Annotated in this window: 25 protein-coding genes; 14 read left to right on the forward strand and 11 right to left on the reverse strand. The window is 41.4% G+C overall.

The features are described 5' to 3' along the window. The first annotated feature begins 1 nt into the window (after position 1). The 6 genes from mrdA to CH352_RS17965 all read left to right on the forward strand — a co-directional run bounded on the left by mrdA (position 2) and on the right by CH352_RS17965 (position 6,508). Positions 2-1,942, forward strand: coding sequence for a penicillin-binding protein 2 (mrdA, locus tag CH352_RS17940; protein ID WP_100708169.1), 1,941 nt, complete (start codon positions 2-4; stop codon positions 1,940-1,942). Then, complete coding sequence (gene rodA / locus CH352_RS17945; protein WP_100708170.1) at positions 1,939-3,459, forward strand: rod shape-determining protein RodA; 1,521 nt, start codon at positions 1,939-1,941, stop codon at positions 3,457-3,459. The genes mrdA and rodA overlap by 4 nt, the downstream gene beginning before the upstream one ends. 63 nt (positions 3,460-3,522) lie before the next feature. Next, the gene (locus CH352_RS17950) at positions 3,523-4,314 is read left to right on the forward strand and encodes a hypothetical protein (protein WP_100708171.1); all 792 of its coding nucleotides are present in this window, start codon (positions 3,523-3,525) and stop codon (positions 4,312-4,314) included. A gap of 12 nt (positions 4,315-4,326) precedes the next feature. Further along, complete coding sequence (locus CH352_RS17955; RefSeq protein WP_100708172.1) at positions 4,327-4,674, forward strand: DUF4180 domain-containing protein; 348 nt, start codon at positions 4,327-4,329, stop codon at positions 4,672-4,674. A gap of 27 nt (positions 4,675-4,701) precedes the next feature. Then, positions 4,702-5,250 carry a hypothetical protein gene (locus CH352_RS17960; protein WP_100708173.1) on the forward strand — a complete coding sequence of 183 codons (549 nt, stop codon included), beginning with the start codon at positions 4,702-4,704 and terminating at the stop codon, positions 5,248-5,250. Positions 5,251-5,422: 172 nt separating this feature from the next. Next, positions 5,423-6,508 carry a hypothetical protein gene (locus CH352_RS17965; protein WP_100708174.1) on the forward strand — a complete coding sequence of 362 codons (1,086 nt, stop codon included), beginning with the start codon at positions 5,423-5,425 and terminating at the stop codon, positions 6,506-6,508. A gap of 22 nt (positions 6,509-6,530) precedes the next feature. Here CH352_RS17965 and CH352_RS17970 read toward each other — a convergent pair whose 3' ends face one another. Beyond that, positions 6,531-6,755, reverse strand: a complete 225-nt coding sequence (locus CH352_RS17970; RefSeq protein ID WP_008593840.1) for a DUF1858 domain-containing protein — start codon at positions 6,753-6,755, stop codon at positions 6,531-6,533. A 66-nt stretch (positions 6,756-6,821) separates the two neighbouring features. Here CH352_RS17970 and CH352_RS17975 point away from each other — a divergent pair, with 66 nt between their 5' ends. Further along, positions 6,822-7,223 (forward strand): 6-carboxytetrahydropterin synthase, encoded by a 402-nt coding sequence (locus tag CH352_RS17975; protein ID WP_100708175.1) that lies wholly within the window; start codon positions 6,822-6,824, stop codon positions 7,221-7,223. Here the strand turns inward: CH352_RS17975 and CH352_RS17980 are convergent, their stop codons facing one another. After that, positions 7,224-7,634, reverse strand: coding sequence for a hypothetical protein (locus CH352_RS17980; protein ID WP_100708176.1), 411 nt, complete (start codon positions 7,632-7,634; stop codon positions 7,224-7,226). Between the two features lie 112 nt (positions 7,635-7,746). On the opposite strand from CH352_RS17980, the gene CH352_RS17985 reads away from it, so the two are divergent. Next, entirely contained in the window at positions 7,747-9,711 is a 1,965-nt protein-coding gene (locus CH352_RS17985; RefSeq protein WP_100708177.1) for an acetoacetate--CoA ligase, read from the forward strand. 66 nt (positions 9,712-9,777) lie between these two features. Here the strand turns inward: CH352_RS17985 and CH352_RS17990 are convergent, their stop codons facing one another. Genes CH352_RS17990 through CH352_RS18005 form a run of 4 tightly spaced genes read right to left on the reverse strand, consistent with a single transcriptional unit; the run spans position 9,778 to position 11,955 of the window. Beyond that, complete coding sequence (locus tag CH352_RS17990) at positions 9,778-10,110, reverse strand: hypothetical protein (RefSeq protein WP_100708178.1); 333 nt, start codon at positions 10,108-10,110, stop codon at positions 9,778-9,780. Continuing rightward, complete coding sequence (locus CH352_RS17995; RefSeq protein WP_100708179.1) at positions 10,107-10,640, reverse strand: RNA polymerase sigma factor; 534 nt, start codon at positions 10,638-10,640, stop codon at positions 10,107-10,109. The genes CH352_RS17990 and CH352_RS17995 overlap by 4 nt, the downstream gene beginning before the upstream one ends. Before the next feature lie 5 nt (positions 10,641-10,645). After that, positions 10,646-11,203: a Spy/CpxP family protein refolding chaperone gene (locus tag CH352_RS18000; protein WP_100708180.1), complete on the reverse strand. Its 558-nt coding sequence runs from the start codon at positions 11,201-11,203 to the stop codon at positions 10,646-10,648. Between the two features lie 23 nt (positions 11,204-11,226). Then, on the reverse strand, positions 11,227-11,955 hold the full coding sequence (locus tag CH352_RS18005; protein WP_100708181.1) for an LIC10920 family plasminogen-binding lipoprotein: 729 nt from the start codon (positions 11,953-11,955) through the stop codon (positions 11,227-11,229). A 151-nt stretch (positions 11,956-12,106) separates the two neighbouring features. On the opposite strand from CH352_RS18005, the gene CH352_RS18010 reads away from it, so the two are divergent. Together CH352_RS18010 and CH352_RS18015 are read left to right on the forward strand one after the other, a co-directional pair. After that, positions 12,107-12,946 (forward strand): substrate-binding periplasmic protein, encoded by an 840-nt coding sequence (locus CH352_RS18010; RefSeq protein ID WP_100708182.1) that lies wholly within the window; start codon positions 12,107-12,109, stop codon positions 12,944-12,946. Positions 12,947-12,964: 18 nt separating this feature from the next. Next, entirely contained in the window at positions 12,965-13,831 is an 867-nt protein-coding gene (locus CH352_RS18015; protein ID WP_100708183.1) for an MBL fold metallo-hydrolase, read from the forward strand. On the opposite strand, the gene CH352_RS18020 is transcribed toward CH352_RS18015, so the two are convergent. Further along, on the reverse strand, positions 13,828-14,457 hold the full coding sequence (locus tag CH352_RS18020) for a lytic transglycosylase domain-containing protein (RefSeq protein ID WP_100708184.1): 630 nt from the start codon (positions 14,455-14,457) through the stop codon (positions 13,828-13,830). The two genes, CH352_RS18015 and CH352_RS18020, sit on opposite strands and share 4 nt — an antisense overlap. 608 nt (positions 14,458-15,065) lie before the next feature. Between CH352_RS18020 and CH352_RS18025 the strand changes: the two genes are divergently transcribed. Continuing rightward, the gene (locus CH352_RS18025) at positions 15,066-15,800 is read left to right on the forward strand and encodes a matrixin family metalloprotease (protein ID WP_243396461.1); all 735 of its coding nucleotides are present in this window, start codon (positions 15,066-15,068) and stop codon (positions 15,798-15,800) included. A 59-nt stretch (positions 15,801-15,859) separates the two neighbouring features. Here CH352_RS18025 and CH352_RS18030 read toward each other — a convergent pair whose 3' ends face one another. Both CH352_RS18030 and bcp read right to left on the reverse strand, forming a co-directional pair. Continuing rightward, positions 15,860-17,353 (reverse strand): leucyl aminopeptidase, encoded by a 1,494-nt coding sequence (locus CH352_RS18030; RefSeq protein ID WP_100708186.1) that lies wholly within the window; start codon positions 17,351-17,353, stop codon positions 15,860-15,862. Then, positions 17,350-17,829 (reverse strand): thioredoxin-dependent thiol peroxidase, encoded by a 480-nt coding sequence (gene bcp, locus CH352_RS18035; RefSeq protein ID WP_100708187.1) that lies wholly within the window; start codon positions 17,827-17,829, stop codon positions 17,350-17,352. Before bcp ends, CH352_RS18030 begins: the two co-directional genes overlap by 4 nt. A 123-nt stretch (positions 17,830-17,952) precedes the next feature. On the opposite strand from bcp, the gene CH352_RS18040 reads away from it, so the two are divergent. Continuing rightward, a complete protein-coding gene (locus CH352_RS18040; protein ID WP_086448499.1) occupies positions 17,953-18,327 on the forward strand; it encodes a hypothetical protein in 375 nt (124 codons plus the stop codon). A gap of 20 nt (positions 18,328-18,347) precedes the next feature. Here CH352_RS18040 and CH352_RS18045 read toward each other — a convergent pair whose 3' ends face one another. Continuing rightward, a complete protein-coding gene (locus CH352_RS18045; protein ID WP_100708188.1) occupies positions 18,348-19,172 on the reverse strand; it encodes an SDR family NAD(P)-dependent oxidoreductase in 825 nt (274 codons plus the stop codon). A 181-nt stretch (positions 19,173-19,353) separates the two neighbouring features. Here CH352_RS18045 and CH352_RS18050 point away from each other — a divergent pair, with 181 nt between their 5' ends. Both CH352_RS18050 and CH352_RS18055 read left to right on the forward strand, forming a co-directional pair. Next, on the forward strand, positions 19,354-19,602 hold the full coding sequence (locus tag CH352_RS18050) for a cysteine rich repeat-containing protein (protein ID WP_100708189.1): 249 nt from the start codon (positions 19,354-19,356) through the stop codon (positions 19,600-19,602). A 275-nt stretch (positions 19,603-19,877) separates the two neighbouring features. Further along, positions 19,878-20,975, forward strand: a complete 1,098-nt coding sequence (locus CH352_RS18055; RefSeq protein ID WP_423789723.1) for a glycosyl hydrolase family 18 protein — start codon at positions 19,878-19,880, stop codon at positions 20,973-20,975. Here the strand turns inward: CH352_RS18055 and CH352_RS18060 are convergent. After that, positions 20,972-22,144 (reverse strand): acyl-CoA dehydrogenase family protein, encoded by a 1,173-nt coding sequence (locus CH352_RS18060; RefSeq protein ID WP_100708201.1) that lies wholly within the window; start codon positions 22,142-22,144, stop codon positions 20,972-20,974. The genes CH352_RS18055 and CH352_RS18060 overlap by 4 nt on opposite strands. Positions 22,145-22,188: the final 44 nt, after the last annotated feature.

Here is a 22,188-nt window from a genome sequence, read left to right on the forward strand (position 1 = left end):
AATGTTGGGGGGAGGAGGATCTTCTTCAGCCACAGAGTTTAGACTGGAGCGCAGTTTCAGGCTAAGACTTTACATGTTCTCCGGACTTGTTGCGTTTGCATTAATCGCATTCGTAATTCAGCTATTCAATCTTCAGATCGTACAAGGAACGGATAACTCTTTAAAAGCGGAGAAGTTCGTTCGAAAAAGCGAAACGATCCCTGCCGCTAGGGGAGAAATGTTCGATAGAAACTTTCTCACTCCTGAAACATCTATGGCACTTGTTTCCAATTATTCCAGTTTGGATGCGGTTCTAAACACTTCCATACTCAAATACGATCCGGTTAAGGTTAAAAATTTTCTACAAGAATTCGCAAGAACTCTTTCTATCCCGATGTCTTATTATGAAGAGGATCTGCTTGAGCCTAAATTTTCCAAAAAGATCAAAACTAAAAAACCATTCGTACTTTTAGAAGCGATCTCTAAGGCTCAGCAGGAGCGTATATCAGTTTTTGATAATATATCTAAATATGTGATCTTGGTTCCTTCTCCCAGAAGGATCTATAAGATGGGTCCCGCACTTGCTCACGTTACGGGATATATAGGTAAGCCAAGTAAAACGGATCTTCTTACCCGTGAGATCAAGTCTTATCAATGGCTCGGAAAAGATGGGTTGGAGCTCCAATACGATTCAAGACTTCGAGGAACTGACGGATTCAGGATCCAAAAACGAAGTTCCGAAGGAAATATTGAAGAAGAAAGAGTAGTGGAACATTCTACTCCAGGTAACAACCTCGTTCTTACAATAGACAAGGATATTCAACTTGCTGCATATAAGGCGCTAAAAGGAGCCAGAGGAACTGCGATCGCGATGCGTCCTTCTACCGGAGAGATTTTGGCAATGGCTTCTAATCCGAGCTATGATCCCAATGTTCTTTCCGGAAAAAGTAGATCTGAAAGAACTGCGCATTATAAGAGAGTCGATGCAAACGGCGGATTTTTAAATCTTGCGATCCAATCTAAATTCCCTCCTGCTTCTACCTATAAAACGTTAGTTGCACTTGCCGCATTAGAAAGCGGGCATAAGGTGGATTATACTCCTGAAACCAGCTACCAATGTAATGGTAGTTATACTTTAAAATCCACATTCGCTGGAGTTCCTGACCAAGTGTTTTATTGTTGGGAGAAGGGAGGGCATGGCACGAATGATTTGGCCCATGCTCTTCAAAAGTCATGTTCCGTTTATTTTTATAACCTAGGATATAAACTCGGTTCAGATCCTATCTTGACTTATTCTCGTTTATTCTTGCTGGATCAAAAATCCAAAGTGGATCTTCCTGGAGAAATTGCAGGTCAGGTCCCTTCTCCTGCTTGGAAGAAAAGAATTTATGGAACCAGATGGTTTGATGGAGATACGATCAACCTTTCTATCGGACAAGGATTCATGTCCGTCACTCCTCTTGCCATGACTTTGTTCTATGCGGGACTATTGAACAGAGGCCAGATCTACCAACCTTATATAGTGAACGAGATCAGAGATCCTTTAGACAACTCCATTATCAATCGAACAGATCCACAAAGGCTGAGCGATATTCCGATCCAATCCTCTACAGTAGAAGCGATTAAAACTGGACTTAGATTGGTAGTGAAGAATGGAACTGCTGCATTCGTATTAAATAAACCTGGGCTTCCAGATATCGCGGGAAAAACGGGAACCGCCCAAACAAGAAGAAGGGGATCTTCCGGATCCAACCACGCTTGGTTCATAGGATATGCACCCGCAAATGCACCTGTCAGCGAACAAGTGTTAGTCGCTGTGTTCGTAGAATACGGAGTGGGTGGAGCGGCGGGAGCGGCACCTGTTGCGAGAGAAATGTTTAGGGCCGCTTTCCCTCCAGGAAGTTTCAAAAGAACAGCGGAGATACCTGAAGCGGTTCCTGCAGCATCGGAGAATGTACAATGATGTCGGATCGTTCCATAGACAGGATTGACTACTTTTTGGTAGGCTCGGTCATCATAGTTGTGATCTGCAGTGTTCTCACTTTATATTCGCAAGAATATAATTTTGATGATCCGAGTGCGGGGTTGATGAGCCATAAATGGTTCAAACAGTTATTATTCTTCCTTGGCGGACTCGTGATTATGTGGTTCGTGTCTCGGATCAATTACCAATTGATCGGGGCTTATGCGTTATTTATCTACGGGTTCGCAATTCTATTGCTCGCGCTCACTTTAGTCAAATGGATCGGTTACCTTCCTTCCAGTAGGGGTGCAAGATCGTGGATTAAGATAGGACCATTTCTTTTGCAGGCATCTGAATTTGCAAAACTCGCTACTGTGATCTTACTCGGTCAGTATCTTGTATTGAAAGAAAAAGAAATGAAGAAGCTCGTAGTACTCGTGATCCCGTTCGGGATCGTACTTCTTCCCATGGCTTTGATACTTTTGCAGCCTGACTTTGGAACAGCGGTTTCCTTCTTACCAATCTTATTCACCATGTTGTTCTTGGGAGGAGCCGACTATTTCCATATTGGTTCCTTCATTACATTCGGGGGAATTTCACTAGTTCTTCCGATGTATGTGGAATATTCCAAACTTACATTGCTAAACGATATTCTTGCTTTCCTGCAAAGAACCGGAAAAACGGACCTTCTTTCCGTAGTAAACCGATTAGGTGGAAAAACCTGGCAAGTATTGGATGGGAAAGAAGTAGCCGGGGCCAATCTGACTCCTAAAACGATCGCAGCATTGAGAGAAGTATTCGATCAGGTAATCGACCTGGAAGGAAGTTTTATATTTAAGTTGCTTTCTAACCAAGGACTATTGATCGGCTTGGGTGCAACACTTATCATATTCAGTATTATCATGATTTTACTTAGGATCGCTCGAGGAAGTAAAACATTACGTTCTTATTATATTCCTTTGGGGATCTTAGGGATCAGTTTGATCTCAGCGGTAGTCGTAATGAAAACCGTTCCTTTCCGAGAAAACCAGGTAATCCGATTGACTGCATTTTTAAATCCCGACGAGTTCAAACAGGATGCGGGATACCAGCTCAGAGCTTCTAAGCCTGCAGTGGGTTCCGGAAAATTAGTCGGAAAAGGATTTTTAAACGCGGAAATGACGGAAGGAAAAATCCCTCACGTTCCTGAATCCAGCACAGACTTTATATTCGCTTCTTGGGCAGAACAAACCGGATTTATAGGTTCGGTGTTTTTGCTCTTCTTCTTATTCTCTATTCCACTTAGAGGACTGCAGATCAGTTACGAAAGTAAGGACAGATTCGGCTCGCTCCTCGCGTCTGGGATCGTAGCGATGTTATTTTATCACATGGCGATCAATATTGGGATCGTACTCGGACTATTGCCTGTAACAGGGATCCCACTTTCATTTATGAGTTACGGTGGTTCTCACTTACTTATGTCCATGGCTGCAGTCGGGATTATTCTCTCGATCAAGATGAGAAAACACGCAAACTGAAATTCGGACCGGTAAAATGGCTGACTTTGCAAAAAAGACTGCCGATATTATAACAAAGCCGGCATGGAAAGAGTAAAAGACTCCAGATTTCTATTCGATCTGAAAAGAAAATTCCGTTATATCTTGGAAGAGGTGGAGAAGAATACCTACGACCAAGATTCGGAAGTAAGAGAATTAGAAACAGTCTGGGAAGAAATGTTCGATGTCGCTTCCCGTAACGATACCCCTTATTTCAAAGCGAGACTTTCCAATCTAAAAAGACAGTTAGATGGTTTTGTTAGGAACAAAGCTTATGAAAAACAAGAGTTCGATCGTATCTACAGACAATTAGAAAAAATACGTAAAGACGATACTGTAGAATTTTTAGATGAATCTATGCGTTCCACTTTGGGAAGGATCTCCGAAAACACAAATCGAGTTACAGCTAACGTATCAGGTTCCGGGTTAGAGCCTGGCTCTTTGGGTGGTATACCTCTACTTCTCACATTCAGATGTGGAACTGTTCATTTTATAGTAAAATCCGGACCAAAAAAGATATTCAAAAACGTACATAGAAACAAGGACAAAGTCCTCTACGAAGGAAAAAAATATCCTATCTTCCCGAGTAGATCCATTTATTTTTCTTGGGAAGGAGAAGGTAGAGCCTGGGAAACTGAACCCGGGACCTTACTCATGATCCGTTATCCGGAAGGGAACAGATTTTTTAGATGCGACGCATTAGGTGACACATTCCGTATTCCTGAAGATACTTTTAAAAGAAGATTACAACCGACCGACAAACAGTCCTCCGAGATCCGTTATTATTTCCGCAAAGCGGGTATTCGTTACTATTATATTCCCCAAAAAGGGGAGTGAATATCGGATTCTATGATATTAAAGGAAGTAGATACGGAAAAAGGTCCGATCTCATTTCTGTCGGAAAACGACTATATCATTCGGGATAATGATTCCTTCTTCAATTTGATATATTCTGCAAATAGTGATACGATCGCGATTTATTCTTCAAATCTTCCCGAAAGATTTTTCGATCTGACAACCGGATTTGCTGGAGAGATCTTTCAAAAAATCACCAATTACCAAAAACGTTTTATCATCATTGGCGATTATTCTAATATTACTTCAAAAAGTTTTAAAGATTTAATTTACGAAAGTAACAAAAACGGCAAAGTGATATTTACGGAGACTTTAGAAGAGGGAATATCGCTGCTTAAGTAACTGTTCTAAAAATTTTAAAGAGGAATTATGAAATATTCGAAAATTGCTATATTGATAGTTTTTATAAATCTATTAGGATGTCTTCCTTCGATCTCTGTCGGAGAGGGTTTTCAGGTAAAGGGGAAAAGATATTCAGACGTTTCGGAATTTAAGTCTAAAAAAGTTTATTTAGATCTTACCTATGAATATGGGATTATTAAGGAAGAAACAAAAACAAAGTCAGGCAAAATAGAAAAGAAAACGGATAGAGCAACTCCCGAGGTATATCTACAATTTAGAGATGCTCTCTTTTATGAATTAAAGGGAAAGTATAAGTTGGATGTTGAATTTGGGCTACCTAAGACAAAGGATTCTCTATTCATTTCCGTAACACCGAGAATGGATAGAGAATATACAACGGTAGAAAAGGCTAGTATCATCCTGAACAAAGGACAGGATCCTTTGTATAAATTAGACATCGTAAATGCACCTAGGGTCCAAACCTTGAAGATTGAATACGCGAAGACGGTAGAGCAGCTTGCCGAAATTTCAGCCGAAAAGATCTTCGATGCTATTTTAGGAAAATCAGAAGAATAATAATAAATTTCCTTGAGTCGTAAAAGATATGTTTTGGGTTTCTTAAATTTTCCAAGAGACCTTCTTTTCTTTGCGGCTTTGCGTGAAACGCCTATAAAATCCACCTAACATAAAATTATTGTAATTTAGGTTGCAATTTTCCGCCTCAGTGAGAAAATCCGAGACCTTTACGATGCAGTACAATACTTCTTTCTGGGACAATTGGACATTCGAAAGCCTTTTCGATCTATATGCAAAGGGACCTGATTTTTCGAGTTCCAAAGAATTAAAAATAAATAAAGAGACAAATTCCTATGATTGGATGGAGATCTGCACCGCATGTGTTCAGATAGAAAGTCTATTTCATCTGATCAACGAACTCATACTGAGAGAAAAAATATTCTATGACCAAAAGTTCTCCGCTGGTTGGAATTCCTTCGAAAGTCTGGATTCATTGGACGGAAGTCTTTTAGTTTCGGTGGACATTCCCACTGACGAACCGGAAGTAAAAGACTCTAGAAACGAAGCCTTAAAACTATTATGTGCCACGGATCTGATGAAAAAACATCAGGAAGAAAATCTAAAAGGTTATCGGGAGAATAAACAATCTCCTCACGAGTATTTCAGTCAGGTGGTTTGGGGAGCCGCAGGCAATTTAGGAAGAAGCGCATTTTTAGGAGCACATTACGTGGCTCATCCGATCCGAGCTTCTCTTTTGGAGCAAGTACCTTTATTCAAGCCAAGCGCGGATATCAATTCGGAAATTAAAGAATGGATAGACGAAGAAAGAGTGAAAGTATTCACAAGTCTTACTCCTGTTGGAAGAATGAATAATTTTCAGCTCATTCTTCCTCCTTTGGTGACTGAGGTAATAGAATCTTCTTCTTCCCTTTCTGAGATCATACCCGCAACGATTGAAACCAGGGCGAAATACAAAAAGATCCGAGAATGGATCGGAGAATACCAGGCGGCCTTGGAGAACGAGGGCCCTTCCCAGATCTCTAAGTTTAGAAAAACATTATATAATGTAAGTCAGGATTTGGAAAGGATGAGAAAGCCAGGAGAATTGGGAGATACTAAAGTAGGGATGTCTTATATCGGTTTGAATCTTCCGACTCCTAAAATCCCGGATCTTAGGAAGTTTTTCGGGATCAGAAGTGCTCTCAACAAACTTCTGCTTAATCCAAAAGGAGAGAAGGCATTACTAAAATTACTGAAATGGTTTGGATGCGAGAAGGGAGAAGAACTCGGGAAAATTCGAAAATATTTTCTATTATAAAATCGGAACGAAGGCGGAGAGATTACTCTCCGTCCTCGAGTAGATTGTTCAAACTATCCAGAAGAACATCCACTTCCACACCGTAGCCCATACAAACTTGCTCAATAGTTTCGAGTTCGTTGATGGAACAATGAGAGCATCCGCCCAAATGATAGCTGGAGAATACCAATCCTGCTTCAGGATGAAGACCGATCGCTTCGCCTACCGTCATTTCTTTAAAAAATCTTGGCTTGACCGCTTCCGACATGGGGAAAATCTCCTAAGTACTGGTTTAAGTTCCAGTATATAGACTCCCTAGGCCAAAGTCAATTCCATGTTTTTTCAAGAAACCGGCAAATTCTATATTCGTATCGAGGAACGGTTCGAATCTTCTCATTATCTCTATAAATACTTCCCTGATGGCTCGGATGAGCCGATCCATGGCCATTCCTTTAAGGTAGAAGTTTATCTCTCCGGCCAAAAGAACATTGGAGAAGACGGGATCAGTTTCGACTTTTTAACCTCTAAACGTAAGCTGAAAGAGTTAGTAGCCGAGTTAGACCATATTCTGATTAACGATCATGCTGATTTTAAGAAGACAAATCCAACTTCTGAAAACATGGCTCGTTGGTTTTACCATGGCTTAAAGGATAGTGTGGCCGAGGCGAAAGGAAAAGTAGATCGGATCGTGATCCACGAAGGCCCAGAGAACTTAGCATACTATGAGCCGGCTTAATCAGATTTTTCCGTAAGTAAAAAGAAAAACTAGATTTGCTACCGCATAAGAGATCGTAAAATAAAAGCCGACCCGCAAAGGCCTGGGAAGTTTCATCACTCCGCAAAGAACAAAATGGACCGCTAAAAAACAAAGTGCTAATGTGTTGGTCCAAAGAACTGCCTTCACCGGTTCCGAATCTGCTCCATACAAAAGAAGAAGGACCGTAGGCAATAACCCCAGAAAACTCATGAATCCGCCTGTGGCAATCCAGACCATTAGGATCATTCTGGATTGTCTTTCGTCAGGATGTTGGAAGACCGAGATGGCGCCCCCCACTACTAACTGGTGCAGAAAACCGTGGAATGCGTATACCAAACTTACGCATAAAAATAGGATCGTAGGCAGGTTGAGATGATTTAGATCTGACAACTGGAAAACTCCGGACTTCTTCTCGACTCACAAATCTTACGGAATGGCTTTCGCTTCACAACTAATTTACTGTTGACCTTCGATTGAAAAAAACGAAGATAACAGGCCTGACATGAATCAAACCCTTTGGACTCCCAGTCCCGAACTCATTCAAAACTCAAGACTCACTGAATTCCAAAATTATGCCGAACAAAAGGTCGGTAAAAAATTCCAGAACTATAAAGAGCTACATTCTTGGTCAGTGGAATTCCCTGAAAAATTTTGGGGACTCATTTGGGAATTTGCTCCAGTCATCCATTCTAAAGCGTACGAAGAAGTCATTCGGCCAGGAAAAACTTTTAGAGAAGCCCAATTTTTTCCGGGAGCAAAACTAAACTTCGCTCAGAACTTACTCCGAAAAAAAGATGATACAATCGCGATCTTTTATAGGGGAGAAAGTGGGGCGGAGAAGAGTCTGACTTATTCTGAACTTTATAAAAAAGTCGGAGCACTTGCTGCCTATTTTAGATCGGAAGGTGTGGTGCCTGGAGACAGGGTTGCGGGATTAATGCCGAACGTTCCGGATACGGTTCTTGCGATGTTGGCCGCTACTAGCATAGGAGCAGTCTGGACATCTTGTTCTCCTGACTTCGGAGTTAAAGGAGTGTTGGATCGATTCGGTCAGATTAAACCTAAAATTTTGATTACGACGGACCTGTACGAATTCAAGGGGAAGTCGCTTCCACTTGCAAATACCATCCAAGAGATTTCTTCCCAACTTCCTGACCTGAAAAAGATCTTAGTTTCTGAATATCCTAGTTTAGGGTCAAACGAACGGAAGAATGTCACGGATGGTTTTCCTGAAAAAGCTCTTCCACTAGAAGAATCTTATGGATCGTTTCTGGGACAAGACCCTGAATTCTACCAAACATCTTTCGATCATCCTGTTTATATTATGTATTCTTCCGGAACAACTGGGCTTCCTAAATGCATGGTCCAAGGTTCAGGAGTTTTCTTAAATCACTGGAAAGAACTTGCATTACATACGGATCTGAAAGAAGGAGATGGGATCTTCTATTATACCACCTGCGGATGGATGATGTGGAATTGGCTTGTGAGTTCTCTTTCAATCGGGGCTACGATACACCTGTTCGATGGAAATCCATTCCATCCTGATCCTGGAGTTTTATTTAGATATGTTTCAGATCGTAAGGTAAAGGTATTCGGAGTAGGAGCTAAATACATTCTCAGCTTGGAAAAGGAAAAATACAAACCAAGCGTCGATTTATCTTCCGTAAGGTCAGTATTGTCCACAGGGTCTCCGTTACCTGGATACGGATTTAATTATGTATACGAATCTTGGAAGAAGGATTTAAGGCTTTCTTCTATTTCGGGTGGAACTGATCTGAATGGATGTTTTGCATTAGGAAATCCTAATTTACCTGTTCATTCCGGAGAATTACAATCTTTAGGCCTTGGAATGGCAGTCCAAATTTTTGACGATTCAGGAAAGCCCGTGGAAGGACAGAAAGGCGAGTTGGTTTGCACAAAACCGTTTCCTTCAATGCCATTAGAATTCTGGAATGATCCAGATGGAAAAAAATACTCAGGCGCATATTTCGATACATATTCCGATATCTGGAGACACGGTGATTTTGCGGAAATTCTTCCTAACGGAGGAATGGTGGTTTATGGAAGATCCGATGCTACTTTAAATCCAGGAGGAGTTCGTATCGGTACTGCGGACTTATATAGCTTGCTCGAAACCATTTCCGAAATTGCAGACTCAGTAGTGATTGGCCAAGAATGGAAGGACGATGTGAGAGTGATCCTATTCTTAAAGATGGCACCAGGTGCAGTCTTGGATTCCGCATTCGAATCTAAGATCAAAAAAGAGATCAAGGACAAGGTTTCCCCTCGTCACGTTCCATCTAAGATCATCCAAGTTGCAGATATTCCTTATACTCGGAATATGAAGAAGGTGGAGATCGCGGTAAAAAAGACAGTACAAGGAGAGCCTGTCACAAATCAGGATGCTCTGATCAATCCAGAATCATTAGAATATTATAAAAATATTCCGCAGTTGCAGACTGATTGAATTCATTTTCGGGACATTTTTCTTAATTTACGGCGTAACGACAGAAGGTCCGCTTTTTTGGGCCTTCTATCTTTCTGAAAAAGAAGTCTCTATGATCAGATCTGTATCTTCCCAGATATATTCTGTCTCGATCGGAGAAGCAAGATATTCTGCTGAGTTCTGTGAATTGGAATAAGGATCTTCGGATTCTTTTAAGTTGCGAATATAAAAAGTAGCGAGTCCGGCCAGTCCTAAAAGTAGAATTGCAGCTAACGCATGCCATACGAACTTTTTGTTCGATGCTTCTTGGATTTCCGCCTTAGCGATAACTTTGCCTGCGATCCTTTTGGCAAGGTCCGGATCGTTGAGTAGGGATCCAATTTTTCGGTCTAGATCGGAATCGATATAAGGTTCTTTCATTTTTCTTCTCTTCCTTTCTGATTCGATGCGAATCTGGATAACCATTCTTTTGCTCTGGAGATCCTGGATTTAACGGTTCCTTCGGAGATATCCAGTTTTTTAGCGATCGATTCCATCTTCTCGCCACCTAACCTAAGTATCATAGTTTCTTTATATGGAGAAGGCAAGAGATTAATTTGCGACTCCATCCATTTACGCCGATCCGGATCAGGTTCGATTGCCGCAATATCCGCTTCTTTCTTTTCAGTAACTTTTATCTCAGCTTGTAGTTTGTAATAGGCTTTTCCTTCTCTATTCCATTTTCGGATAGCTCTTCTACATTCGTTTCTCGCAGCTACATATAACCAGCGATTTGCATCTTGTGGATCGAGAGAAGGTCTGTTCTTAAATTTAAGATAATATCTTAAATACGTATCTTGGACCAGGTCCTCAACTAAAGAAGCCATCCCAGGCAGAATATGCCTACGGATGGACTTGAGAACTGTTCCCTTACTGGATTCTATGATCCGGATTAATTCTGGTTCAGTCATTATATCTATCGACAGTCTCTATCTCCAGGAGGAGGTCCGGGAGGCGGACCATGGTGATGGGGCGGAAAGTCCCTTCTCTCTTTGATCCTATTTAATCTTTCCTTATGGAGTTGATTTAGTTTTTGTTTCTGCTCCGGAGTCAGAATGGACTCGAATTCCAATCTTCCTTTTATATGCAAAAATCTTAATTCGAGTTGTATATCGCTGATCTCTTTTAATTTAGATTTTACGGCGACTAAATCTACTTTAGGAGATTCTAATAGTTTGCGTAAGGATTCATGGAGTGCGGGTAATTTCTCACCCATGCTGCGGCTTAGATTCAGTCTTTTGTCGGTTGCCAATTTTGCTTTTTCGATCTGCTCGGGAGTGAGGGAAAGTTCTTTGGAGAATTTTTCGAAATTTCTATCTTCTCTATCTCTTGGGCCCGGGCCTCCCCCAGGTATGAAGAAGTCGAACGGTTCTGGCGGTGGAGGAGGGGGTTCTGCGAACAAGAAATTCCCTGATCCTAAAATCAGGAGAATGAGAACGAATAATTTAAGTTTATTAAAATCCAAAACGATCACCTACTATTTCTGACGAATTATTTTTATTGTGTACTAGTGCTAGAAGAACTTCCGGAAGAAACCGTACTGCTTGTACAGTTCACCTCTCCCTTAATGCTAACGGAAGGTCCTTCCACGCTCGAGGTATTATAACAGGTCTCTCCGTCTTCGGTATAACACATACTTGTAGAAGTCGCGGAAGTACAATTGATTAGGTCCGTAGTATAGCATTGAGTAAGGGAAAGTGCTGCAGTTCCACTTGTAAGTGCGGTTCCCACCAAATCCACGCTTACCGTTAAATAAGACAGTGCTTGTGAACTAGTTACGCTAGTGTCGATCGGGACTCCGCTTCCTCCCCAATAAATTTTTCCATAATTCGAAACGACTGCATAAGTTCCGATCCCTCCGGAATAGGAAAATCCTTGGGTTGAATCGATGGAGCCTTGGTTTTGGGTACTATCGTATAAAAACTTAAGGTATAGATATTCGCCCGTTTTAAAATATAATCTGCTGATAACGGTATATAAACTATTCGTAGAAGACGTGGTCGTAGTTGTAGTAGTGCTCGTGCTCGACGAACTATAAACGGTTGCAGTTCCGCAACTTGCGGTCTTATCCTGGTCTATCTCTCCGGAAATATTAAAAGCCACTCCGTCTCCATAAACCGTTAAACCTACTTTATCGGAGGCAGTGTTCGTACAGGATAAAAAGCAAAATGTGAAGAATACAAAATATGTAGGGTAATAATAGCTTTGTGAAGTGAAAGTATACAAGCGGGTTCTCGGATCCTCTTTCTATATAAGTAAACCCGGAGAGGGGAAAACGTTCCCTGATATTCACAAAAAATTCACACATCCGATCGACTCAGGGTAGATAGGTCTTTGTTTTTCCCTTGATCCATAAGGGCTAAGAAAATATAAAAGAATGGTGTTTCGAAAGTTCGGACTTCTATTTTCGTTTTTGATCCTTTATCCGATATTCTCTCAAAACATCTCAGGCTCTCGTTTGGAAGAAATCCAAAAAAGGGGAGAATTGAGAGTCACTGGAAATCGTAACTTCGACCCATTCTATATCTCGGATCCTAAAGACGGTTTTCCCGGATTCGATGCGGAGCTTGGAAAAAAATACGCCGAGTTTTTGGGAGTAAAATACACATTCACAAACCGTCCGGAATTCGAGGATTATGCGGAAGCGATCAAAAGTGGAGAAGCGGATATCGCATTTTCCGGCTTAAGTTCTACATTAGAAAGATCTAAAAAAGGAAGTTTCAGTTCTCCTTATTTGGTTTCCACACCGGGTGCATTGGTAAATAAGAATGCACTTCCTCCTCCTCCGGAAGGAAATATTATCTCTACAGTATATTTTAGAAGTGTAAAGGACTTGGAAAATGTGAGCGGGCTTAGTTTTTCAGTCAGAGCATTTTCTGCCAGTCATGAATATCTATTGAGTATTTTTCCGAATTCAAGGGTATTCACCTACGGTTCCATGGAAAGCGCTTGGAATTCAGTGAAAGAAGGACAGGCAAATTGTTTTGTGGGAGATTCTCTTTATATCAAGGGTCTTCTGCTCAAACAAAGAAGTATTTTGTCCAATTTTAGAGCGCTTATCGAACCGGTTCAGGAAAATCATGTGAGTGCTTTGCTTCCTAAAGGAGACATTTACTTCTCCCGTAATTTCGAATTTTTTCTGTCGGAACTCAAACGTACAGGCGAATTAAAAAGTTTAGAGGACAAGTATTTTAACAGAAGCGACTGGGTGAAATAACGAAACAGTCTAATCCGTATGGCAACTTTGGCAAAAAGAAAGGCCCAAAATTCTCCCGGACAGATCTATGTGGATTCCAGTTGTATAGATTGCGAAACTTGTAGGATCTTGGCTGGCGATGTTTTTGGAGAAGATCAAACGGGTTCCTTCGTCAAAAAACAACCCGAGTCGGAATCCGAAAAATTCAAAGCCTTACAAGCATTAGTTGCTTGTCCTACTGCTTCCATCGGAACGGAAGATCGAATCGATCTTACTGATGCGAAAGCCTCTTTCCCGAGACAGATCCAGGACGAGGTCTATCATTGTGGTTTCCATTCAAAGGATTCATTCGGTGCCTTCTCCTATTTCATTGTTCGGGAAGAAGGTAACATACTTGTGGATTCTCCTCGATATATTCCGTCACTTTCCGAAAAAATAAAAAACTTGGGTGGGATCAAATATCATTTTCTAACTCATAGGGATGATATTGCGGACCATGAAAAATTCCATAATGATTTCGGGACCCAAAGGATCATCCACGAAGGAGATCTATCCGCCGTTCCAAATGCTGAGATCGTAGTCAAAGGAAGGGAGCCATTCTCACTTGGCGAAGATCTTTTAGTGATACCAGGGGCCGGTCATACAAGGGGACATTCTACTCTATTATATAAACGTAAATTTCTATTTTCGGGGGACCATCTTGCATTTGATCCTAAACGAGAAAGGCTGATCGCATTTAGAGGCGCTTGTTGGTATTCTTGGGAAGAACAAACCAAGTCCATGCAGGACTTGGAAAATTATGATTTTGAATGGCTTCTTCCAGGCCACGGGCACCCCGCTCATACGGATCGGAAGCGTATGAGCGAGATGCTTAGGTCCTGCGTTCTATGGATGCAAAAACGTTAGAATGATTCCCTGCTTCCTAAATATTCTTCCTGGCCTGAAAACACGCTCTCGGCGTAGGCAGGAACTCCTCCCCATTTTTTAACCGCTCCAGGTCCCGCGTTATAAGCGAGAAGTGCTGTTCGGATATTTCCCTCATGGGTTTCTAAAAGATGGTTCAGATAAGATACTCCTAGGTGGATATTTGTCTCCGGTTCGAGTAAGTCTTGCTTCTTGATTTGTTTTCCTTCCCAAGATGCGATCCAGGACCCTGTTCCTGGCATGATCTGCATGAGTCCGAGTGCATTCTTCTTGGATCTGGCTTTTCGGTAGAATTCGGACTCTGTTTTGATAATCCCAAGAAGGAGTCCAGCCTTCTCTCCTTTTTGGCAATAAACTCCGCAGGCGCTATTATTGATCCTTTCTGATTCCTTTTCTACAGTTAAGGAGAGAAGTTCTAGCTCCGGTTCGGTTAGGCTTGGTCTCTCGGAGCGAATGTATTCTTTGATTTGGGTGGATTCAGGTAAGGAGTTCCTACCTGGCGCGCTTTTTCCGATCAGGGAGCCCGCGATTGGGGCTACCAGTGATTGGTAGAGCAGGGGTAACGAGGCGATAAATATGTATCTTTTTCGGATTTTAGGCTGGAGCATTCTCCTTGCCTCCTCTTATGGTGCATTGCACCATCTGTGACCAGTCTTTTTGCGGCGCACTACAGGCAAAGCAAAAAAACGCCCGGTTTTCTAAGTTTTGAGAAAAAAGTCTGATTTTCAGAGACCGGTCTGGCCCTGAAGAAATCGAAAGTCGGAAGTTAAAGAAGCAAAGGAAACATTTTTCATTTTTGGAAAGAAATTTCCAAGAGAGGAGTAAATCTTTCGGTATAAAAAATTTCAAAATATAGATCCGAACGCTTAGAATAAGTTTGGAAATAAATTTACTAACCTAAAATGAGTATATGTATTTGCGTTCGTTTCTCAAAACGATTCTCGTAGTGAGATAAATATAACATTCGATTTATTTAATATAATTTTCTAAAAATAAAAATTTTGATGCAAATTTCTGTAACTGCTTCGTCATAATGTTAGAACCGGGGATTTGTTGAACAAACAAGTCTGAATAAAAAAGAAAAGACTTCCTCGCGATGATCGATCCCGCGATAGAGATAATTTAAAGATACATTACAAAAAGCTAAATCCGTATTCGTCGGATCCGTTTTCTAAAAACAAAAACTCTGAAATCGGATATTTTCTGGGGAAAAATAATGAGGGTATCTTTAGCTCTATCCGTACTATGCCTTATTACATTTTCACAATGTACCCAAATGGGAAATCCATCTAGCGATCTCACTTGGGAAGAAAAACAACTTCTCTGGATTGCATACGGAGAAGAAATGAAAGGCGGACTACAACTTACAAAATCCGCGGCCCAGAAATGGGGCCTTGGCATAGATGTCTATCCGGCTAAAACCAGAGTGGATAGAATGAGAAACACGATCGCTTTTACTGAATCAGGTAAATGTCATGTGGAAGGTATCTCTCAGAAGAATGTAAAAGACTGCCAACTGTTTTCTTCCAATCCTTTTTATCTTGCTGCTTGTTCCATCAGCGCAACTACTAACATTGAAAACAGCGTCATTTTTATTTTTAAGGATAGGATCAAAGCAACTGCAGATGCGATGAGGATGGAAGGAAGTACCATTGATGTAAAAGAATACATCATCGCAACTGTTTCCCATGAAGTAGGGCATTGTCTCGGATTACAACATTCTCAAGACCCTAAAGATCTGATGTTCCCTATGTTGACTGGAAGCGTATTCGAGCCTAGTAGAACTGAAATGCATGCCGCACAGGCGTTGTACGATACTTCTTTGCCGCCAGGTTCCATAGACGACTCGAATCTTTATACGAAACAATCGGACTTTACTTACTTAAAACAATACACCGTACCATCGTTTGCGGTATTCGGAAATATAAATATGGAAGAGGAAGACCGGTAACCCCAGAACGGTGAAAACCGATCGGTCTTCCTATGGTGCGGATCGAAGACTGCCGGGGATTAAACTCCCCGGTTTTTTTCTAATTTTTCGGCCAAGTCTACAAGTAGTCTCACACCGTATCCGCTCGGCCCGTTCCCGATTTGGGTTCCGGATGCCTTCTTTCTCCAAGCAGTTCCTGCGATATCAATATGAGCCCAGTCAATTCCTGAGTCCACAAAACGTTCCAAATATTTTGCCGCAGAAAGGCTTCCACCTGGGCGTCCTGCAATATTACGTAAATCTGCTATATCACTCTTTAAATCTTCGCCGTATTCTTCCCATAAAGGCAGATTCCAGGTCCTTTCATCTGAAGAAGCGGAAGCTTCGTCCAAGAGCCCACGAAGTTTATCAGAATTACTCATAACTCCTGCAGCCTCATGGCCCAAAGAAATGATGATTGCTCCCGTCAAGGTTGCGAGATCCACCATATAGTCCGGTTTGTATTTTTTTCCGATGTAAGAAAGAACATCGCCTAAAACGAGGCGGCCTTCTGCATCAGTGTTTTGGACTTCTACAGTAAGCCCATTATGAGCAGTGTAAACGTCTCCCGGCTTCAAAGCGGCAGCATCCGGCATATTCTCCGCAACTCCGATCGCTGCGATTACCGGAACAGAAATGCCTAATTCTGCAATCGCACCGATCGCATGGATCACCGCTGCGGCACCGCACATATCATATTTCATTTCATGCATGTCTTGTGCTGGCTTGATACTGATCCCGCCTGAATCGAATGTGAGGCCTTTTCCTATCAGAGCTAATTTCTTTTTGGATTTTGCTTTAGGAGGATTATATTCCAAAACGATCATCTTAGGTTTTTTGTCTGAACCTTGGGAAACTGCGAGTATTCCACCCATCTTTTCTTTTTTAAGTTGGGGTTCGTCCATCACTGTGATCTTTAGTCCTGCTTCCTTTGCGATCTCTTTGGAACGAGAGACAAATTCTTCCGGAGTGAAATGATTTGCAGGAAGGTGGGCGATATATCTGGCTCCGTTTACGTATTTGCTTACCGATCTGGATTTATCCAGACCGGCTTTCGCGGATTTTTCTGCATTAGAATCTTCTAATATAAAACTTACGTTCCCGAATTTGCCTTTTTTCTCCTTAAAATCTTTTGCCAAAACATTGATAGGGAATGCACCTAAATCGATAGAGTTCGCTATCTGGTATACTAAGGAAGAAGTAGAAAGTGTTTTGGTCAAAAATCTAGTGAGTTTGATCTCTAATCCCACAGAGTCCCATTTACGTAGTTTTTCTCCTACGCTTAAAAAGATCTGAGCTACGGAACGAATGCTAACCTTGTTGGAGTTCCCCAGGCCGAGGTAGATAATTCTTTCAGACTCATCTATAAAACTTTGTCCGGATTCTCCAGAAAATATTCCGGAACGTATCTGGTCTGAAAATTTGGTCTCTAATTCTTTTGGCAGATTATCTTTTACAACAGGAATTACTTTATAAATATTTTTAGAAGTGTTCTTCCCGATGCTAAAATTGATTTTCGATCTTTCTATCTTCATTTTTTGTCCAACGCCTTGATATCTCCGAGTATCTCATCCACGTGACCCTTCACGCTGACTTTCGGATAAACTTTCAAAATTTTTAGATCTGTTCCGATCAGGAAGGTGGTTCTGAGAATTCCCATAAATTCTCTTCCCATAAACTTTTTCAACTGCCAGACTCCGTATGCCTCGCAGATACTTCCGTCCTCGTCAGAGAGAAGAGTAAAATTGAGTTCTTGCTTTTCGATAAATTTTTGGTGGGATTTAACCGAATCCTTAGAGACACCGACTACGTTGTAGCCTTCTTTTTTCAACCTTGCGAAATTATCCCTAAAATCGCAGGCCTCAGTAGTGCAACCTGGGGTTTGGTCCTTAGGATAAAAATATAATACTAAACCTTTTTTTCCGGCCAGATCCTTGAGAGAGATCTTTTCCCCGTCTTGGTTCAGGGTCGTAAAACTGGGGGCCTTGGACCCCGCTTTTAAAGTACTCATACAAAGACAAATGATGGGGAACTAAGGCTACTATACAAGATTTTTTGTTTCGTTTCCGTTTTAGAGAGGGAAGAAGAAGGTAAAAAGCCTTGCGAAATCGTAAAACCTGACGATAGTAAAAGTATGGATCCTAAAGAAAGAATGGAACTGATCCGGCAGGGAAATCAGGCCTTCAACGAAGGTGATATCCGGAAGGCCAGGGAATGTTTTCTGAAAACGGAATACAAGGACGGGCTCATTCGTTTAGGAGACCATTTCATGTTCGAGAAAAAACTTCCGATCCTCGCTTACGGTTATTATAAAAAAGCGGGTTATCAGAGAAGGATAGACGAAATTTTCCAAAGAATGTTATGGGCGCTTTCCCAATGGATCGGACCGGATAAGTTTAAAAATCCCGAACCGGAAAGAAAGGCTCCGGATCCCGAGGATTTTGTGGTTCATCCGATCTTAAGACAAACCGCCTTGGATATACTCAAAAAAAACGGAATGTCTATTTAAGACTGATCCATTCGTAACGATCAGCTTCTTCCTTTGAAATTTTCCATTGTTCCATAGACCCCGAAAATTTTATCCGCAATCCAATCAAAGATCGAAATCGGAAGTATTCCTCTGAGTGCGTTGGAAAGGTAAATTGTCCAAGGTAGAAGCAGCCTAGGTTTTCCTTCTTTCATAGCATTCCAAACTTTCGAAGTTACGTATTCAGGAGAAAGTATCGGAGTGAACAACATTCCTTTGACGCCCTCAAACATTCCTGTGGAAATATAGGCAGGATTTACTGTCGTTACTTTTATATGTCCGAAACCGGATTGGAGTAATTCCAATCGTAGGGAGTCGCTCCAGCCAGTCTCTGCCCACTTTGAGGCGCAATATACGCTCATTTTGGGATTCGAGATCAAACCCGCAGCAGAGGAAATATTTACGATCCTAAATTCTCCGGATCTGTCGGATATCATTTTAGGAAGTAGGAATCGAGTTAAATACATTGGACCTAACACGTTAACCGCCATTGTTTCTTCTATATCGGATTTAGGGTCGTGTTCCCAGAAATACTTTCCTCTCACGATGCCTGCGTTATTTATGATTATATCGATGCCGCCTAGTTGGGACTCGATCTTGACTGCGGCCTTTTTGATCTTTTCACGATCAGAAACATCCACAACTTCCGTAAAAATTTTCGTAGTATCCGATTTTAATTCCTTTTCGGTAAGACGCAAGGCTTCGGAATTTACGTCCCAGAGAACTAATGCGGACGCCTTTTCTTGAACGGAAAGTTCAGCGTAAATTTTCCCCATTCCCATCGCGGCGCCGGTGATTAATATTCTCTTTCCTTTTACGGTTTTCATATTATCTCCTTGGAAATCGTAAGTCTATAATGAATCGGCCTTTACCGATTCGTTTCGTCTTTACATTTTAAGAATATGGTATCTGAGAAATATCAACGATTATTAATATTTTCGAGCAGATTCGAATCATTGACAAAACAGTATTTGAGGTTCTTTCTTCGATACAGTGGTAGGTAGATTTATGAATTGGTCAATTCTTCCGTTTTTTATAATACTGTTTGGCGTTTCGGTTTACGCACAGGGAGGGGGTTCAGGCAAGTCTAGAATGGGTGGGCCAGGAAGTCCTTGTTTTGAAGATAGACAAAAATACTGCAGCGATATTCCGAAAGGGCAGGGAAGGATCAGAGACTGTTTGATGGAAAACTCGGAGAAACTATCCCCGGAATGTAAGGAACATCTGAATAAAAGATGGGGACAGAAAAAGTCCTAAATTAATACGAATAGAGGAGAAAAAGGCGAATCAAATTACTTTCCTTTCGGAAAGAATTCTTCTATCTCATTTCGGAGGATTCGAGATCTTGTCGTTAGAATCCTTCCGAAATGCTCTCTAATAAAATCATATATCCATTACTTCTCTCCTTAATTTCTATGATCCTTCCTACATGTTTTTTCTCCGGAAACGATAGGAAGAATGATCCAAGTGCCCAAACGCCTCCTCCGGTCGAAAGACTTTATGCATCTACTTGGTCCCAAGATTTCTATGCAATGATGAAGTATGTTCATCTTTACGATGAGATCCATCCATTTCTTTATAATTTGGAAGGTGGACGTAGTAACACTGGCCGAATACTTTCCGTTTGGAAGAAGGATGAGATAGACGAAAGGATCCGTTGGCTAAGGCTAATGTCTCCACGAACATTGATCATTCCGACAATTTTTCGCTGGGAAAATGATTTCGAAAAAGTTTCTGACGTGATCGGTTTGAATGGAAATACCAAGGTTAGAGATCTTCATATCCAAAATATACTCAAAGAAATAGATACATACGGATACGATGGAATAGACATAGATTACGAAGGAATGACTTGCGAAAAGAAGGAGGTATTTCAAGAATTTTTAATACTTCTAAGAGACGAACTCCATAAGAAAGGGAAAATCCTATCGGTAGCCATTCACCCTAAGACTGTCGCAGAAAAACCTTCAGTCTATCCTTGTAAAGGTTTGAAGTCTCCCATCCAAGTGGATTTTTACGAAGCGTACAGAGGACAGTTAACTCATGATTATGAGTTTTTGGGAAAAGTTGCAGACAAAGTCAAAATTATGGCTTACGAACTTCATCCGCGCAAGCAAGGTTTTCCCGGACCAGGACCTCAAGCTCCTGATTGGTGGATCGATAAAATTTTAGAATATGCAGTTGCTCGTATCCCTAACGAAAAACTTTATATGGCGATCCCAACTTACGGATATGATTGGGCATTACATTGCCAAGCCGAAACAAAATCAGTATATTACTCCAGAGCAAAATGGATTCGGGAAAGAATGGCTCCCAGGAAAGAGGAGCCTACAGACGTATTAGAAATTTTTAAAACACAGCCCAAGGCCGCAGATTGGACCTATCTTAGGCCTTACTTATACAGGCACCAAGGTCATGTGTATTCAGATCCTTCTCTCTGGTATAGAATGGGCGGTTGCGATCGAGTTGCATTTTATATGAATAGAAGCGCATTTGAGAAGAAAATGAAAATATTGGATAAATATAAGATCCGAGGATTTTCCTTCTGGCAATTAATTGAGGATAACGATCCTGAGATCCATAAATATCTGGAAGAAAAATTAGGACCTGAATTTTCGGAAGTACATTAAGAATCTTTCATAATGCTTCCGGAGATGATCAATTTCTGGATCTCACTTGTTCCTCCGCCTATCTCTCCCAATCGAGTGTCTCTGTATAAACGAGAAACTTTGTACTCGTCCATATAACCTGCTCCTCCGTGGATCTGGACCGCGAGATTTGTAACCTCTCTCGCTGCGGTGGTCGCGAATAATTTACATGCGGCGCATTTTCCGGAAAGACTCATACTTGGTTTGCCTTCCGATTCTATTTTTTCCATTTCCCAGGCAATATTGTAAGTAAGCCACTTTGCCGCCTCATACTTGGAATAAATTTCCGCGAGCATGAATGCAACTCCTTGGTGTTGGTAAATAGATTTGCCGAAACTTTTGCGGGAGGCTGAAAAGGATTTAGACTCATCTAAACAAGCCTTCATAACCCCCAAGGAATAAGCAGCCAAAGAAAGTCTTTCTGCATTGAAAGTCTGCATGGTTTGTCTAAAACCTTTTCCTAATTTACCTAAAATATTTTCTTCAGGAACTTCCACATCCTCGAAAAATAATGCTCCGGTAGGAGAGGCTTTCAATCCCATCTTGTCCATTGCGGCTGACCTGGAGATCCCTTTCGAATTCAGATCTACAATGAAATGAGTGAGGCCTTTTTCTTTTCCGGTTTCGTCTTGGGTCCTGGCGAGAACCAGACAATAGTTCGCATTAGGCGCATTCGTAATATATGTTTTTTGACCGGAGAGAAGATAACGTTCCTTCCCTGATTTTTTAGCGAGAGAAGAAAGTCCTGAAACGTCGGAACCTCCGTCAGGCTCGGTTACACCCAAGGAGCCGATTGTCTTACCCGTAATAATATCAGGCAGATATTTTTTCTTCTGCTCCTGGGTTCCGAAATGTTTGATAGGAAGCCCGAATAAGCCAGCGGATGCCCCTGCGCTGAAAAAAGTAGAACCACAATATTCCGAAACGATTTCCATTGCCAGGGTGCTCAAAAAAACTCCTGCTCCCTGTCCGCCGAATTCTTCCTCGTGTAAAAGACCTAAATAGCCTGCTTCTCCCAGTTTGAGATAATGAGATCTGGGAAGTTCTTTCGTTTTATCAGCTTCTTCCGCGAAAGGATGGATTTCCTTTTTGCAAAAATTGCGAAACGATTCTGTGAACTCTTGTTCATCTGTGCTTAGGCTAAAATCCATTTTTGATCCCTCGAATCCTGCTAAACTTGAAGAAAGATACACGA

Source organism: Leptospira hartskeerlii, from assembly GCF_002811475.1.
GTDB lineage: Bacteria > Spirochaetota > Leptospiria > Leptospirales > Leptospiraceae > Leptospira_B > Leptospira_B hartskeerlii.